Genomic DNA, 15,369 nt, shown 5'->3' on the forward strand with positions numbered 1-15,369 from the left:
GGTCGGCAGTGGCAAAGGCGGTAAAACGGGCGTTTGTCTGTAATGAGTGCGGGGCGGACTATCCTCGCTGGCAGGGGCAGTGCTCGGCCTGTCAGGCCTGGAATAGCATCAGCGAGGTACGCCTGGCGGCGGCGCCGGCGGCGGGGCGAAGCGCGCGTCTGTCTGGCTATGCCGGGGATGCCGGAAGCCTGAGCAAGGTACAGAAGCTGTCGGAGATAAGCCTGGAGGCGCTACCGCGTTTTTCGACCGGTTTTACCGAGTTTGACCGGGTGCTGGGCGGCGGCGTGGTGCCCGGCAGCGCCATTTTGATCGGCGGAAATCCCGGCGCAGGCAAGAGTACCCTGCTGCTGCAGACCCTGTGCCGACTGTCACAGCAGATGAAGACCCTGTATGTGACCGGTGAGGAGTCGCTGCAGCAGGTGGCGATGCGCGCCCATCGCCTCGGCCTGCCGACGGAGGGCCTGAATATGCTGTCGGAGACCAGCATCGAGCAGATTTGCCTGATCGCCGAGCAGGAACAGCCGAAGCTGATGGTGATCGATTCTATCCAGGTGATGCATATGGCCGATATTCAGTCTTCGCCCGGCAGCGTGGCGCAGGTGCGTGAAACGGCGGCCTATCTGACGCGCTTTGCCAAGACGCGCGGCGTAGCGATCGTTATGGTCGGCCACGTCACCAAGGATGGCTCTCTGGCCGGTCCCAAGGTGCTGGAGCACTGCATCGACTGCTCTGTGCTGCTCGACGGCGACGCCGACTCGCGTTTTCGTACCCTGCGCAGCCATAAAAACCGCTTCGGTGCGGTCAATGAGCTGGGGGTCTTCGCCATGACCGAGCAGGGACTGCGCGAGGTCAGCAACCCGTCGGCCATCTTCCTCAGCCGCGGTGAGGAGATCACTGCCGGCAGTTCGGTGATGGTGGTGTGGGAGGGGACCCGCCCGCTGCTGGTGGAGATCCAGGCGCTGGTGGATACCTCCATGATGTCCAATCCGCGGCGGGTTGCCGTGGGGCTGGAGCAAAACCGTCTGGCGATTCTGCTGGCGGTGCTGCATCGCCACGGTGGGCTGCAGATGGCCGATCAGGATGTCTTTGTCAACGTGGTCGGCGGGGTAAAGGTAAGCGAGACCAGCGCGGATCTGGCGCTGCTGATGTCGCTGGTGTCCAGTCTACGCGACCGGCCGCTACCGCAGGATCTGGTGATCTTTGGCGAGGTGGGACTGGCGGGCGAGGTGCGTCCGGTTGCCAGCGGTCAGGAGCGCATTATTGAGGCGGCCAAGCACGGCTTCCGGCGGGCGATAGTCCCCTATGCCAATGTGCCGAAGAAGGCGATCCCAAATATGACGGTTTACGGCGTGAAGAAGCTGTCTGACGCACTGGATATTCTGCAGGATCTGGCATGATGCGGATGCCAACCTGACGTTAAAAAGGCTCCCGAGGGAGCCTTTTTCGTAGCATGACGCGCTTATTTGGCGATCTTCTTGTATTTGATACGGTGCGGCTGCAGGGCTTCGGCGCCCTGGGTGCGCTTCTTGTACTCTTCGTACTCGCTGAAGTTCCCCTCGAAGAATTCGACGCGTCCCTCATCCTGATAGTCGAGTATATGGGTCGCGATACGGTCGAGGAACCAGCGGTCATGGGAGATGACCATGGCGCAGCCCGGGAACTCCAGCAGGGCGTTCTCCAGTGCGCGCAGGGTTTCAACGTCCAGATCGTTGGTCGGTTCGTCGAGCAGTAGCATATTGCCACCGACCTGCAGCAGCTTGGCCAGATGCAGACGGCCACGCTCCCCGCCGGAGAGCTCGCCGACGCGTTTGCCCTGATCGGTGCCTTTAAAGTTGAAGCGGCCGACATAGGCGCGGCTGGCGATCTCAAAGTTACCGATACGCATGATGTCCTGCCCGCCGGAGACCTCTTCCCAGACGCTTTTCTTATCGTCCATGGCATCGCGGAACTGGTCGACGGAGGCCAGGGTCACGGTGTCGCCCAGCGTGATGCTACCGCTGTCCGGCTGCTCCTGGCCGGAGATCATGCGGAACAGGGTGGACTTACCGGCGCCGTTCGGGCCGATGATGCCGACGATAGCCCCTTTCGGGATGCTGAATGAGAGCGCATCGATCAGCAGGCGATCGCCGTAGGATTTGGATAGGTTGCTGACCTCCAGCACTTTGTCGCCCAGGCGCGGTCCCGGCGGAATGAACAGCTCGCTGGTCTCGTTACGCTTTTGGTAATCGGTATTATTGAGCTCTTCAAAGCGGGCCAGGCGGGCCTTGCCCTTCGACTGACGCCCCTTGGCGCCCTGACGCACCCACTCCAGCTCTTTCTCAATGGATTTACGGCGGGCGGCTTCAGCAGAGGCCTCCTGCGCCAGGCGCTGATCCTTTTGCTCAAGCCAGGAGGAGTAGTTACCCTCCCACGGGATCCCCTCGCCGCGGTCCAGCTCGAGGATCCAGCCGGCGACGTTGTCCAGGAAGTAGCGGTCGTGGGTGATGGCGACGACGGTGCCCTCATAGTCGTGGAGGAAGCGCTCCAGCCAGGCGACGGATTCGGCGTCCAGGTGGTTGGTTGGCTCGTCGAGCAGCAGCATATCCGGTTTTTCCAGCAGCAGACGACAGATAGCCACACGGCGACGCTCACCGCCGGAGAGATTGGCGATCTTGGCATCCCAGGCTGGCAGGCGCAGCGCATCGGCGGCGCGCTCCAGCTGGTTATCCAGATTGTGGCCATCGTGGGACTGGATGATCGCCTCCAGTTCTCCCTGCTCTTTGGCCAGCTTGTCAAAGTCGGCGTCCGGATCGGCGTACAGGGCGTACACCTCATCCAGACGGGTCAGCGCCTGCTTAACCTCGCCCACGGCCTCTTCCACCGCCTCGCGGACAGTCTGCTCCAGATTGAGCTTCGGCTCCTGCGGCAGGTAGCCGATCTTAATCCCTGGCTGCGGACGTGCCTCGCCTTCGATATCGGTATCAACGCCGGCCATAATGCGCAGCAGGGTGGATTTCCCCGCGCCGTTTAAACCCAGCACGCCGATTTTGGCACCCGGGAAGAAACTGAGGGAAATATCTTTCAGGATGTGACGCTTCGGCGGGACGATTTTGCCGACGCGGTTCATGGTATAGACGTATTGAGCCACGTTGCTCTGAGCCTCTTGTTATCGGATGAATATGCTGCGGATCGATAGTGGATGCGGAGTGTAGCCCGTTCATCCACGGATAACAACGACCCGCGGGCAGGGGGTGGACAAAGCGCGAGTATAGCGTGCCATCGCGTTTTTTCCTTGCGATCTCTGTCGGTGCCGGGTGAATTCTCTCCGATTGAGCGCGTAAAGGGTAAACGGGATGGCGAGAGGCTGTGGGCAACGTGTAAATGCGAGCAAGAAAAGCAGGACACGGGGAATGCTTTGCTAAAATCACTGTCATAGCATTTCAGACGGTTAGCCAACGCTCCACGCGGAGCGATGGCGATCATTCGGTGGACGCGCAGGGCGCGAGAGTCAGCAAAGGAAAGAGAAACATGGTCATGGTGGGCAAATGGCGCTATTGGAGCGTCGGGCTGTGCCTGGCGCTGAGCGCGGCGGCGGCCTCGGCAGATTCGCTCGATGCGCAGCGCGCGCGCTATCAACAGATTAAGCAGGCGTGGGACGCCAACCGGATGGACAGCGTCAATCAGCTGATGCCGACGCTGCGTGACTATCCGCTGTACCCCTATCTGGCCTATCGGGCGCTGACGCAGGATATGTCCCAGGTTAACGCGCAGCAGATTAAGGCCTTTTTGCAGCAGTATCCGACGCTGCCGCCGGCGCGCAGCCTGACGTCGCGCTATGTCAATGAGCTGGCGCGGCGCGAGGACTGGATAGGCCTGCTCGTCTTCAGTCCCCAGCTGCCGCAGCCAGTGGCGGCGCGTTGTAACTATTATTACGCTCAGTATGCCACGGGGCATGCGGAGGTGGCGTGGCGTGGCGCGCAGACGGTCTGGATGAGCGGTCAGTCACTGCCCTCCAGCTGTGACAAATTGTTCGATGCCTGGAGGGGGGCTGGTGGGCTACGGGATCAGGCGGTTCTGGCCCGCCTGCGTCTGGCGCTGGAGAAGGGCAACGCAGGGCTGGTGAAATACCTGCAGCAGCAGCTACCGGAGAACTACCGGACTCTGAATACCGCGCTGACGGCGCTGCAGGCCAATCCGCGCAGCGTAGAGGCATTTGCCCGCAGCGTCGCACCGAGCGATTTTACCCGTGATATCGTGGGGGGTGCCTTTGCCTCGCTGGCGCGTCAGGATGCGGATGCCGCGCGGGCAATGCTGCCTACGCTGGTGCGTTTACAGCACATTCCGCCGGACAAACGGCAGGAGATGGAAGAGATCATTGCCTGGCGCCTGATGGGCAGCGATGCCAGCGCCGACGATCGCCGCTGGCGCGATGGCGTGATCCGTCGCAGCCATAATGCGGCGTTGCTGGAGCGACGTCTGCGTATGGCGCTGGGGGAGGGCAATCAGGTACAGGTGCGCGAATGGTTGGGGCGTTTACCGAAGTCAGTGCATGATAAGGATGAGTGGCGCTATTGGCATGCAGTGGCATTGATAGATGAGGGTAAACGCAGCGAGGGGCAGGCGATTCTGCGGGCGCTGATCAAGCAGCGCGGCTTTTATCCTATGGTGGCCGCCCAGCGGCTGGGTATTCCCTATCCGCTGCAGGTGATGCGGGCGGCACGCCCGGATGCCGCCCTGACGCAGGAGCCTGCGATCGCCCGGGTGCGCGAGTTGATGTACTGGAATATGGATAATACCGCGCGCAGTGAGTGGCGCGCGCTGGTCGCCAGCAAGCCCCGCCCTCAACAGGAGGCGTTGGCACGCTATGCCCTGGAGCAGGGGTGGGCCGATTTGAGCGTGCAGGCGACGATTGTGGCTAAGCTATGGGATCATCTGCAGGAACGATTCCCGCTGGCCTGGCCGCAGGAGTTCCGCAGTGCAACGGAAGATAAAGGGATCACCCAAAGCTATGCCATGGCGATTGCCCGCCAGGAGAGTGCCTGGAACCCGGGGGCCCGCTCATCGGTCGGCGCCAGCGGCCTGATGCAGCTGATGCCAAAGACGGCTGAGCACACGGCCAAGATGTTCAGCCTGAGTCACTATCAGAACAGCAGTCAGCTGTTCGATCCCAAAACCAATATCGATATTGGTACCCGTTATCTGGAGTACGTCTACCAGAGTCTGGGACGTAACCGTATTCTGGCGAGCGCAGCGTACAACGCAGGGCCGTCACGGGTGAATTCCTGGCTCGGCAACAGCGCTGGGCAGATAGATGCGGTGGCGTTTATCGAGAGCATTCCGTTCTCGGAGACGCGTGGCTATGTGAAGAACGTCTTAGCCTATGATGCCTACTATCGCTATTTCATGCATCGACCGGAGCAGATACTGACGGATGCTGAATGGGCGCGCCGCTACTAGCCTGGCTCGATGGCCTACATCCTGCATGGTGTCTATGGTATGCTTGTACTCGTTGAATAGTTCAGCCGTAGGTAAGGTAGATCAGACGATGCAAAAGACAACGCCCACGCCGGATCAGGTTTCCGCAGAGCCTGATGATTGGCAACGCTTCATTCAGCTTTTACAGCAGGCCTACCAAGAGGGGCGCCAGGAGCCGATGCTGCAGTTGTTTCTGACGCCGGATGAGCGCGATGCGCTGGCAACCCGCGTGCGCATCATTGAAGAGCTGTTGAAGGGGGAGATGAGTCAGCGTGAGCTAAAGAGTCAGCTGGGCGCAGGTATCGCTACGATTACCCGGGGCTCAAACAGCCTAAAGATGGCATCGCCTGACTTTAAGCAGTGGCTGGTGCGTCAGCTGTTGCCCGCGACGCCTCAGGCGTAGTGGGGTGGCGGCTTGTGGTGATAGCCTGGCTCCAGCGCCGCCAGGGCTAACAGCAGCGCCTGGTAATACACGCTGGTGCGGCTGAGCCGTCCCTGGGTAAAGATGCCGATGGCGCCCTCCCGACGGTTAATATCATCAATGCCGCTCAGGCGGCGCATTTCATACCCCAGCGTCTGCCCCTGTCGGATACCGTCCATGACGCGGTCCGGCAGCGTCAGGCTGGCGGAGCGGGATTCGCCGCGGTGGCAGCGGTTTTCTACCGACATCCAGGCAAAGGTCATATTATCTTCAATTCCCGCCTCAATGCCGACCCAAAAGTCTGCTTCTGGCCGCAGTTGACGGGCGCAGATAACGCGGTGACGCGCCCCGCTGCGCGTCTGGATGCTGCCCAGGGGCTGCTCTGGCACGCCGCTGTCGACGTCTATCCCTTCAATGCGGTATTGTCCGGCGCCAAAGGTAGCGTCAAATGCCAGTGTAATGGCTTGAATTTTAGCCGGATTGGTGGTCGCGGCGACAACATGGTACATACGGTTCCAGTTTCCTTTAAATGCGTGGACGCCGTTACTGTCCGGGGCGCAGCCGAGACTGTGCGTGCGTGGTAGCGGCAGCGGGACTCCGTGTAGCGATTCGGCCGGGAAAATCCGGTCAGTAAGCGTAGCAGTGGCTGGAGACAGCACAGTATAGGTAAAAAAGAGATGAGACAGGTATATCTTATTCGTCACGGTGAAACGGAGTGGAATGTACAGCGGCGTATTCAGGGGCAGTCGAACAGCCCGCTGACCGTGATGGGCGAACGGCAGGCGCGGCAGGTCGGCACACGCTTAGGCCAGATGGGGATTACTCACGTGATCGCCAGCGATTTGGGGCGTGCTCAGCAGACGGGGGAGGTCATCGCCGCGTCCTGTCGCTGTCCGCTGACGCTGGATGTCCGCTTGCGTGAGCTGAGTATGGGGGTGTTGGAATCGCGTCTGTTGGCCTCGCTGACGCTGCAGGAGGAGCAGTGGCGTCTGAGCATGCTGGATGGTTCGCCGCAGGGCTGTATCCCACAGGGGGAGACTATGACGCAGCTGGCTGAGCGTATGCAGCAGGCACTGAACGATTGTCTGACGCTACCGCAGGGGAGTCGTCCGGTGCTGGTGAGCCATGGCATTGCCCTGGGCTGCCTGCTCTCCACGATTTTGGGGCTGCCGCCGTACGCTGAGCGCCGCCTGCGTCTGCGCAACTGCTCGCTGTCGCGGGTGGATTACCAGCAGAGCGCATGGCTGGCGAGCGGCTGGGTGGTTGAAACGGCGGGCGATGTACAGCATCTGGCCCAGCCGTCGATGGATGAAGTCTTACGTTAGGGCGACGGCATGTGTCGGATAGGGATCAGATACTCACAGCTCAGATTCTTGGGCGGACGCTGGGTTGAGTCCTCAAGGGGATAGAATCGCTCCACATCATGGCCGCGGCGGCGGGTCAGATTCAGGGCAGGCAGGGCGCTGTTATACAGGCTCATAATGAATTCCTGGAAGTGCCCGGTCGGTCCCTGATAGCTGAATTTGGCATATTCACCGCCGGCCAGCTCGATAGACTGCACTTCGCGGGTGAGCTGTCTGGGAAGCAGGTGCGGCTCCAGAGCCGTGGTATACATGATCGATTGCTCATCATCCTTATCGGGGTTCGGATGAGAATGGTGCAGTCCATACAGCACCGGCGGAATATCGCGGATATCCTGCACTGTGTGCAAAAAATCGCGCCAGAACTGAGTTCGCAGCTCGGTACGTACGCGGCAGATCTGCTCTAAGGTACAGGTATAGCTCTGGGTAACACCGACCAACGATAGGCTGGGCAGCGTGATGAATTCTGGCGTTGGGATAGTGTAATCCCCCAGACGGATCGGCGGGCGTATACCGTAGGCATGCCACTCTTCTGCCCTGCGATAGAGCGCAGGTGTTTTGTTAAACTGTTTTTTGAAGGCGCGGGTGAATGTCTGCTGAGAGTCAAAGCGGTACTGCAGCGCGATATCCAGAATAGGTCGGCTGGTCAGGCGCAGCGCCGCCGCCGCGTTGGAGAGACGACGGGCGCGAATATAGGCGCCGATAGCCTGTCCGGTGACATCTTTGAACATGCGCTGTAAATGCCATTTGGAGTAGCCTGCCTTGGCCGCGACGTTGTCGAGGGTAAGAGGGTGATCGAGGTGTCCTTCTAACCAATTTAGCAGGTCATGAATAATATCGGCCTGATCCATAAAGCGTCCTTAATGCGGTGGTATACATAGGCTGCATATAATGTGCAGGGAAGCAACCATGATCCGACGAAACGTGCTGATTGCAATACGAACTTAAGGGCAAGCAGTATAATAAAAAAATAGCTTGTTATCTTTTTTATTCAACGTCGGTAAAGTAATAACTGCCGTTATTATAAAATCTAGAGGTAATGTAGTGAATAAATATTTTGTTGGTTTATGTGTCGCGTTGACGACCCTGTTGGGATCCTCGGTCCACGCCGAGGAGATCGGCTCTGTCGACACGGTATTTAAGCTGCTTGGACCAGATCATAAGATTGTGGTTGAGGCCTTTGACGATCCTGACGTGGAAAATGTGACCTGTTACGTCAGCCGGGCGAAAACCGGAGGGATTAAAGGTGGTTTGGGATTGGCTGAGGATACTTCTGATGCGGCGATCTCATGTCAGCAGGTGGGGCCGATCGCGCTGAGTGAAAAAATTCGTAACAAAAAAGCGGATGGCGAGGTGGTATTTCGTAAACGCACATCGCTGATATTTAAGAAGCTACAGGTCGTGCGCTTTTATGACAGCAAGCGCAATGTGCTGATCTATCTCTCCTATTCTGATCGGGTCGTGGAAGGATCGCCGAAGAACGCAATCAGTGCGGTGCCAGTGATGCCGTGGAGCGCAGCACCGCAGGGGTAACATTGCATTCAAGCAAAAAAACAGGCCGACAGCGTCGGCCTGTTTGTTAACGATAAAGCGCGGTGCGATCAGCGAGCGATCTGCGCCTGCAGGAAGGCTTCGATCTCATCGACGCTGATCATCAGCTTATCACCGCTACGGCGATACTTGTACTCGATCTCGTTGTTATCGAGGTTACGATCGCCGATGACGATGGTATGCGGAATCCCGATCAGCTCCATATCGGCAAACATCACGCCAGGGCGCTCTTTACGATCGTCCAGCAGGACCTCAATGCCCTTGGCACGCAGCCCGTCATACAGACGCTCGGCCACCTCTTTTACCCGGAACGACTTGTGCATATTCATCGGCAGGATTGCGACCTGGAACGGTGCGATGGCGTCCGGCCAGATGATCCCACGCTCATCGTGGTTCTGCTCGATCGCCGCGGCAACGACGCGGGTGACCCCGATACCGTAGCAGCCCATGGTCATCAGCTGATTGCGGCCATCCTCACCCTGTACGGTCGCATTGAGCGCCTCGGTGTACTTGGTGCCCAGCTGGAAGATATGCCCCACTTCGATGCCGCGTTTGATAAGCAGCGTACCCTTACCATCCGGGCTGGGATCGCCTTCGATCACGTTACGGATATCAGCAATCTGCGGCAGCGCGGCGTCACGCTCCCAGTTGATGCCAAAGTAGTGTTTGCCATCGATATTGGCGCCGGCGCCAAAATCGCTCATCGCCGCAACGGCGCGGTCGGCCACGATCGGCAGCGGCAGATTGACCGGTCCCAGGGAGCCCGGCCCAGCGTTAACCAGTGCACGGATTTCCGCTTCGTTGGCGAAGGTCAGCGGGCTGGCAACCAGCGCCAGCTTCTCGGCCTTCACTTCGTTCAGCTCATGATCACCGCGCACCAGCAGGGCAACCAGCGCATGGCCGCTCTCCTCGCTGGCGTGAACCAGCAGAGTCTTCACGGTTTTTTCGATTGGCAGGCCATGCTGTTCAACCAGCTCCGCGATGGTCCTGGCATCCGGGGTATTCACCAGCTGCATCGGCTGGTTTGCTGCTGCACGCCCGGTGGCTGGTGCCAGGGCCTCGGCCAGCTCGATATTGGCGGCATAGTCAGAGGCGGTAGAGAAGACGATGTCATCCTCCCCGCTCTGGGCCAGCACCTGGAACTCATGGGAGGCGTTACCGCCGATGGAGCCGGTGTCGGCCTGTACGGCGCGGAAGTCCAGACCCATGCGGCTAAAGATGCGGCTGTAGGCGGCATACATGGCCTCATAGGTCTCCTGCAGGGACTCCTGAGTGGTGTGGAAGGAGTAGGCGTCCTTCATCAGGAATTCACGGGAACGCATTACGCCGAAGCGCGGACGTACCTCATCGCGGAATTTAGTCTGGATCTGGTAGAAGTTCAGCGGCAGCTGTTTATAAGAGCTGATCTCATTGCGTACCAGATCGGTAATGACCTCTTCATGGGTCGGGCCGAGAACAAAGGGGCGATCGCCGCGGTCGACAAAGCGCAGCAGCTCGGGACCGTACTGCTCCCAGCGCCCGCTCTCCTGCCACAGATCGGCTGGCTGTACCACGGGCATGGATACCTCGATCGCACCGGCGTAGTTCATCTCCTCCCGCACGATGTTTTCGACTTTGTTCAGAACCCGCAGGCCGGTCGGCAGCCAGGTATACAGGCCGGACGCCAGCTTGCGGATCATCCCGGCGCGCAGCATCAGCTGATGGCTGATGACTTCCGCGTCGGCGGGTGTCTCCTTGAGGGTGGAGAGCAGATATTGGCTAGTACGCATGAGTATGGTTCCGTTCGAACGAGCAAAAAAAGTAGTCTAGTCTACCAGTGCCTGCGGGACGTCAAAAGAGAGCCGCATGATTTTTTAGGTGCGATGCCGTTGCAGCCACAGGTGCCGCCTAGCGCGGATCGAGTCCCAGCACTTCGCAGACGTCGTTTTTTACCTGCCAGCGTAGGTTGAAATCCAGCAGGTGTACCGCGTAAACCCGATTTTCCTCTTCTACGCGGCGGTAGGCTGGACGGGGATCCTGCGCCAGAATCTGGCGGATAAAGCGCGTCAGGTGCGGATAGTCCTGCTGCCGCTGGGCGATTTGCGCCTGTGCTCCGGGGCTGAAGAGAACGGGCATATCAGCCGGCGGCGCCTGCTGTGCAAACCCTGCGCGCGCCTGCGGTTGGCTCTCGGCAAAGGGCAGGTAGGGCTTAATGTCCAGCACCGGAGTCCCGTCTACCAGATCCAGGCTGCCGAGCTGGAGCCGCACACCGTTGCGTGTCTCAATGCCGTGCAGTTCAACCAGAGACATTCCGATCGGGTTGGGGCGGAAGGTGGAACGGGTGGCGAAAACGCCCACGCGCGCGTTACCGCCGAGGCGCGGCGGACGCACCGTGGGTCTCCAGCCACCGTCCATGGTTTGGTGGAAGACAAAAATGACCCACAGATGGCTAAACCCCTCTAGTCCACGTACGGCCTCCGGCTGGTTATAGGGGGGTAATAAGTCCAGCGTTCCGCCGCCGTCGCAGATCAGCCCCGGCTGGCGCGGAATGGCGAATTTTTCTTTATAGGGCGAGCGAATGACGCCTATCGGTTCAAATTGGAGTTGGGTCATTGGGCTGACATTGCGATGCTAAGGGCGGAGCCGGTACAGATGGCTTGGCGATAGCAGCCATTGCTCTGGCTAAGGATCTGGCAGCTGTGCAGCAGCACAGCGTTTGCCTTTAGCTGAGCGGCCTTATATAGCATACGCTTACGCGCGGTAGTCAGGCTGGGAGCGCGATGGTGAGTGCGGGTCTGACAAACGCTGCCGCTGACTTCGCCGAGATCGCGAAAGGGTTTGCCAATCAGATCCTCAGCGCTCTCATATAGCGTAATCGGCGTCTGACGCGGCGTAACGGCGCGTGGCTTGGCGACGGTTTCCGGCGTTTTGTCTGCAGCCAGTGGCTTGATCAGGGTAGCCTGGCGTGACAGCAGAGAGCAGCCGCTCAGCGCAAGACTGGCCGTAAGCAGGCATAACGGTAATGCACGCATGGAAAATGTCCTGGGATTAATGGAGTTGAGGAGTATTGAAACAATCTATAGCGCAAATGACAAGATGGGCAGAATGCCCATCTTGTCAAGCAGAGGGAAACTGCTAGAAATTACCAGCCTTTTACTGCCCCACCGTTAAAGATTTTGTTTGCTGCATTATACACTTCATCAGACTGATAGGCCTGAACGAATTTTTTCACGTTCTCAGCGTCTTTATTGTCTTCACGCGCGACGATCAGGTTAACATAAGGGGAGTCTTTCCCTTCGACGAAGATCCCGTCCTTCGCCGGCGTCAGGCCAATCTGGCTGGCATAGGTGGTGTTAATGACGGCCAGCGCGATCTGATTATCGTCCAGGGAGCGCGGCAGCTGGGGCGCTTCCAGCTCAACCAGCTTCAGATGCTTCGGATTTTCAGTGATATCCAGCACCGTCGGCAGCAGGCCGATACCATCCTTCAGTTTAATCAATCCTACGCTTTGCAGCAGCAGCAGGGAGCGACCCAGGTTGGTCGGATCGTTCGGAATGGCGATTTGAGCACCGTCCTGCAGCTCATTCAGTGACTTAATCTTTTTAGAATAGCCGGCTATTGGATAAACGAAGGTATTTCCGACCGCTACCAGTTTATAGCCTCGATCTTTAATCTGCTGATCGAGGTAGGGTTTATGTTGGAAGGCGTTGGCATCAATGTCACCTTTGTTCAGCGCTTCGTTGGGCAGGACATAGTCGTTGAAGGTCACCAGTTCGACGTTCAGACCATATTTATCTTTGGCCACCTTCTGGGCGACTTCGGCAACCTGTTGCTCCGCGCCGACGATAACGCCGATCTTGATATGATTGGGATCTTTCTCTTCCTGTCCACAGCCAGCCAGCGCCAGCGTGCCGAGTAATGTACCGACCAGTGCCAAGGACTTGAATTTCGTTGACATAGCCTATCCTTCTGTATGTGATGTTGTGCTCTGCACGCTTGATTCTTTATTGTTTCCGTTGCTTATTTACGGCTGATCGCCTTGACGATGCGGTCACCGCTGAACTGGATCAAATACACTAAAACGACCAGCAATACTAATACCGTATTCATTACCGTTGCGTTGTAACCGATATAACCGTATTGATAGCCGATTTGTCCGAGTCCACCGGCACCAACCGCCCCACCCATCGCCGAGTAGCCTACCAGGGTGATCAGCGTAATGGTCGCCGCGTTAATCAGCCCCGGCAACGCCTCCGGCAGCAGGATCTTATTGATGATCTGCATCGGGGTCGCACCCATTGCCCGCGCCGCTTCAATCAGGCCGCTTGGGATCTCCAGCAGGCTGTTTTCCACCATCCGAGCGATGAAGGGCGCCGCGCCGATGGTCAGGGGAACCAGCGCCGCCTGCAGACCGATAGAGGTGCCAACGATTAGGCGGGTAAACGGGATCATCCAGACCAGCAGGATGATAAACGGGATGGAGCGAAAGATATTCACCAGCGCGGACAGCAGCTTATACAGCTGCGCATTTTCCAGAATTTGTCCCGGACGCGAGGTGTACAGCAGTACGCCGATCGGTAGTCCGATGACAAAGCCAAAGAAACCGGAGACCAGGGTCATAACGACAGTTTCCCAGATGCCGCGGACCATTAACCACATCATTGCCTCAGACATAACCCAGTACCTCAACTTTCACGTGATGCTGTTCAAAAAAGGCGATGGCGGCCTGGGCATCGGTATCGTCGCCGTGGACTTCGGCCAACATAACGCCAAACTTCACTCCGCCGGCATAATCCATTTGGGAGCTGAGAATGTTGATGTCGACATTGAAACGTCGCACCGCCTGAGAAATCAGCGGTGCATCGACCGACTGGCCGGTAAACTCCAGGCGTAACAGCGGCTGGCTATCGGCACCGCGGGTGGGTGTCATACGTGCAGCGAAGTCATCCGGGATATCCAGATGTAGCGTGGCGTGGATAAACTGTTGGGCCAGCGGTGTCTTGGGATGAGAAAACACCTCGCCGACACTGCCCTGTTCGATCAGCTTTCCCTGACTGATGACGGCAACCTGATCGCAGATACGCTTGACTACGTCCATCTCATGAGTGATCAGCAGAATGGTCAGTCCCAGACGGCGGTTGATATCTTTCAACAGCTCCAGAATCGCGCGGGTGGTGGCCGGATCCAGCGCACTGGTGGCTTCGTCGCACAGCAGCACTTTGGGGTTACTGGCCAACGCGCGGGCGATAGCTACGCGCTGTTTCTGTCCACCGGAGAGGTTGGCGGGGTAAGCATCGCGCTTGTCTGCTAGACCGACCAATGCCAATAATTCGGTAACCCGGCGCGTGATCTCGTCGCGCGGCACGCGATCCAGCTCCAGCGGCAGGGCGATGTTGCCATAGACCGTCCGCGAGGAGAGCAAATTGAAGTGCTGGAAAATCATGCCGATTTGGCGGCGCGTGCGCGTTAGCTGCCCGGCGCTCATCGCCGTCAGATCCTGGCCGTCGACGAATACCTGTCCCTGCGTTGGGCGTTCAAGTAAATTGACGCAGCGGATCAGGGTGCTTTTACCCGCGCCGGATGAACCGATGACGCCGTAAATCTGTCCGGCGGGTACGTGCAGCGACACGTCGTCCAGCGCGCTGATACGGCGCTGCCCTTGCTGAAAAACTTTGGTGATATGAGTTAGTCTGATCATTTTTATATTTTTTTCGCCGTGGCCTAGGCCGTCATTATCAGTGATTTGAGTCACGCTATACGTTGAAGTGGATGTTAAGGCGTCTAGACGTCTAAGTCAACCGATGGGCAGTCAGCATGACACGCTCTTTTTCCCGTGGAAACGTGCGATACTGTGCGCTGATTTTTCGTTTTAAGGAGTAACAGTAAATGGCGCAGCAGATTCCTGCCATTTTTCTCGATCGTGACGGCACGATGAATGTCGATCACGGCTATGTACACGACAGCGATGACTTTCAGTTTATTGATGGCGTAATTGACGCTATGCGCGAGCTGAAGGCGATGGGGTTTGCTCTGGTGATGGTGACCAACCAGTCCGGCATCGCCCGCGGGATGTTTACGGAGGATCAGTTTATGCACCTGACTGAGTGGATGGACTGGTCGCTGGCCGATCGCGGCGTGGATCTGGACGGTATCTACTATTGTCCGCATCACCCGCAGGGTACGGTGCCCGAATACACACAGGCGTGCGACTGCCGTAAGCCCCAGCCAGGTATGCTGCTGGAGGCGCAGCGTTTCCTGCATATCGATATGGCGGCCTCTTATATGGTCGGCGATAAGCTGGAAGATTTACAGGCGGCGCAGACGGCCGGCGTGGGAACCAAGGTTCTGGTACGCAGCGGTAAACCCCTGAGTGCGGAGGGCGAGGCGTTGGCGGACATTGTGTTGGATAGCCTGGCGCAGCTACCGCAGGCGATAAAAGTCCGCTGCTAAGCGTCTATTTCCCCCGCGTTGGGTGAAAATAGTGCAAGTGGCCAAAAAAATGAAATTAAGACTTGTCACGTAGCGAGAAGTCCCTATAATGCGCCTCCACTGACCGGGAACAACGACCGATACGTCGCCCAGCCAGTCGGAGAAAGCAAAAAA

The 15,369-nt window shown here is 58.3% G+C and carries 15 protein-coding genes; 6 read left to right on the top strand and 9 right to left on the bottom strand.

What is annotated here, in order from left to right; translation table 11 throughout:
* Positions 1-8 precede the first annotated feature (8 nt).
* Entirely contained in the window at positions 9-1,397 is a 1,389-nt protein-coding gene (gene radA, locus EIEH_RS10285; RefSeq protein WP_015870043.1) for a DNA repair protein RadA, read from the top strand.
* A 62-nt stretch (positions 1,398-1,459) separates the two neighbouring features.
* Here the strand turns inward: radA and ettA are convergent, their stop codons facing one another.
* Positions 1,460-3,127, bottom strand: coding sequence for an energy-dependent translational throttle protein EttA (ettA, locus tag EIEH_RS10290; RefSeq protein ID WP_015870044.1), 1,668 nt, complete (start codon positions 3,125-3,127; stop codon positions 1,460-1,462).
* A 389-nt stretch (positions 3,128-3,516) separates the two neighbouring features.
* Here ettA and sltY point away from each other — a divergent pair, with 389 nt between their 5' ends.
* Both sltY and trpR read left to right on the top strand, forming a co-directional pair.
* Positions 3,517-5,436: a murein transglycosylase gene (gene sltY, locus EIEH_RS10295; RefSeq protein ID WP_172468377.1), complete on the top strand. Its 1,920-nt coding sequence runs from the start codon at positions 3,517-3,519 to the stop codon at positions 5,434-5,436.
* Between the two features lie 88 nt (positions 5,437-5,524).
* A complete protein-coding gene (gene trpR / locus EIEH_RS10300) occupies positions 5,525-5,857 on the top strand; it encodes a trp operon repressor (RefSeq protein WP_015870046.1) in 333 nt (110 codons plus the stop codon).
* Here the strand turns inward: trpR and yjjX are convergent.
* Positions 5,848-6,384, bottom strand: coding sequence for an inosine/xanthosine triphosphatase (gene yjjX, locus EIEH_RS10305; RefSeq protein ID WP_015870047.1), 537 nt, complete (start codon positions 6,382-6,384; stop codon positions 5,848-5,850). The genes trpR and yjjX overlap by 10 nt on opposite strands.
* A gap of 168 nt (positions 6,385-6,552) precedes the next feature.
* Here yjjX and gpmB point away from each other — a divergent pair, with 168 nt between their 5' ends.
* The gene (gene gpmB / locus EIEH_RS10310) at positions 6,553-7,200 is read left to right on the top strand and encodes a 2,3-diphosphoglycerate-dependent phosphoglycerate mutase GpmB (RefSeq protein WP_015870048.1); all 648 of its coding nucleotides are present in this window, start codon (positions 6,553-6,555) and stop codon (positions 7,198-7,200) included.
* Here the strand turns inward: gpmB and robA are convergent.
* Positions 7,197-8,087 carry an MDR efflux pump AcrAB transcriptional activator RobA gene (gene robA / locus EIEH_RS10315; protein WP_015870049.1) on the bottom strand — a complete coding sequence of 297 codons (891 nt, stop codon included), beginning with the start codon at positions 8,085-8,087 and terminating at the stop codon, positions 7,197-7,199. The two genes, gpmB and robA, sit on opposite strands and share 4 nt — an antisense overlap.
* Before the next feature lie 193 nt (positions 8,088-8,280).
* Between robA and creA the strand changes: the two genes are divergently transcribed.
* On the top strand, positions 8,281-8,769 hold the full coding sequence (gene creA / locus EIEH_RS10320; RefSeq protein ID WP_015870050.1) for a protein CreA: 489 nt from the start codon (positions 8,281-8,283) through the stop codon (positions 8,767-8,769).
* A gap of 68 nt (positions 8,770-8,837) precedes the next feature.
* Here the strand turns inward: creA and proS are convergent, their stop codons facing one another.
* The 6 genes from proS to metN form a co-directional block, all read right to left on the bottom strand.
* The gene (proS, locus tag EIEH_RS10325; RefSeq protein ID WP_015870051.1) at positions 8,838-10,556 is read right to left on the bottom strand and encodes a proline--tRNA ligase; all 1,719 of its coding nucleotides are present in this window, start codon (positions 10,554-10,556) and stop codon (positions 8,838-8,840) included.
* A 118-nt stretch (positions 10,557-10,674) separates the two neighbouring features.
* Positions 10,675-11,379 carry a tRNA (N6-threonylcarbamoyladenosine(37)-N6)-methyltransferase TrmO gene (gene tsaA, locus EIEH_RS10330; RefSeq protein WP_035609427.1) on the bottom strand — a complete coding sequence of 235 codons (705 nt, stop codon included), beginning with the start codon at positions 11,377-11,379 and terminating at the stop codon, positions 10,675-10,677.
* A complete protein-coding gene (gene rcsF, locus EIEH_RS10335; protein ID WP_015870053.1) occupies positions 11,376-11,798 on the bottom strand; it encodes an Rcs stress response system protein RcsF in 423 nt (140 codons plus the stop codon). Before rcsF ends, tsaA begins: the two co-directional genes overlap by 4 nt.
* A 110-nt stretch (positions 11,799-11,908) precedes the next feature.
* Positions 11,909-12,724, bottom strand: a complete 816-nt coding sequence (locus tag EIEH_RS10340; protein ID WP_015870054.1) for a MetQ/NlpA family lipoprotein — start codon at positions 12,722-12,724, stop codon at positions 11,909-11,911.
* A 62-nt stretch (positions 12,725-12,786) separates the two neighbouring features.
* Positions 12,787-13,440, bottom strand: a complete 654-nt coding sequence (locus EIEH_RS10345; RefSeq protein WP_015870055.1) for a methionine ABC transporter permease MetI — start codon at positions 13,438-13,440, stop codon at positions 12,787-12,789.
* Positions 13,433-14,464, bottom strand: a complete 1,032-nt coding sequence (metN, locus tag EIEH_RS10350; protein WP_035609432.1) for a methionine ABC transporter ATP-binding protein MetN — start codon at positions 14,462-14,464, stop codon at positions 13,433-13,435. The genes EIEH_RS10345 and metN overlap by 8 nt, the downstream gene beginning before the upstream one ends.
* Positions 14,465-14,652: 188 nt before the next feature.
* Between metN and gmhB the strand changes: the two genes are divergently transcribed.
* Positions 14,653-15,216: a D-glycero-beta-D-manno-heptose 1,7-bisphosphate 7-phosphatase gene (gmhB, locus tag EIEH_RS10355; protein ID WP_015870057.1), complete on the top strand. Its 564-nt coding sequence runs from the start codon at positions 14,653-14,655 to the stop codon at positions 15,214-15,216.
* Positions 15,217-15,369: the final 153 nt, after the last annotated feature.

The organism is Edwardsiella ictaluri ATCC 33202, assembly GCF_000264785.1.
In the GTDB taxonomy this organism is placed as follows: Bacteria; Pseudomonadota; Gammaproteobacteria; order Enterobacterales; family Enterobacteriaceae; genus Edwardsiella; species Edwardsiella ictaluri.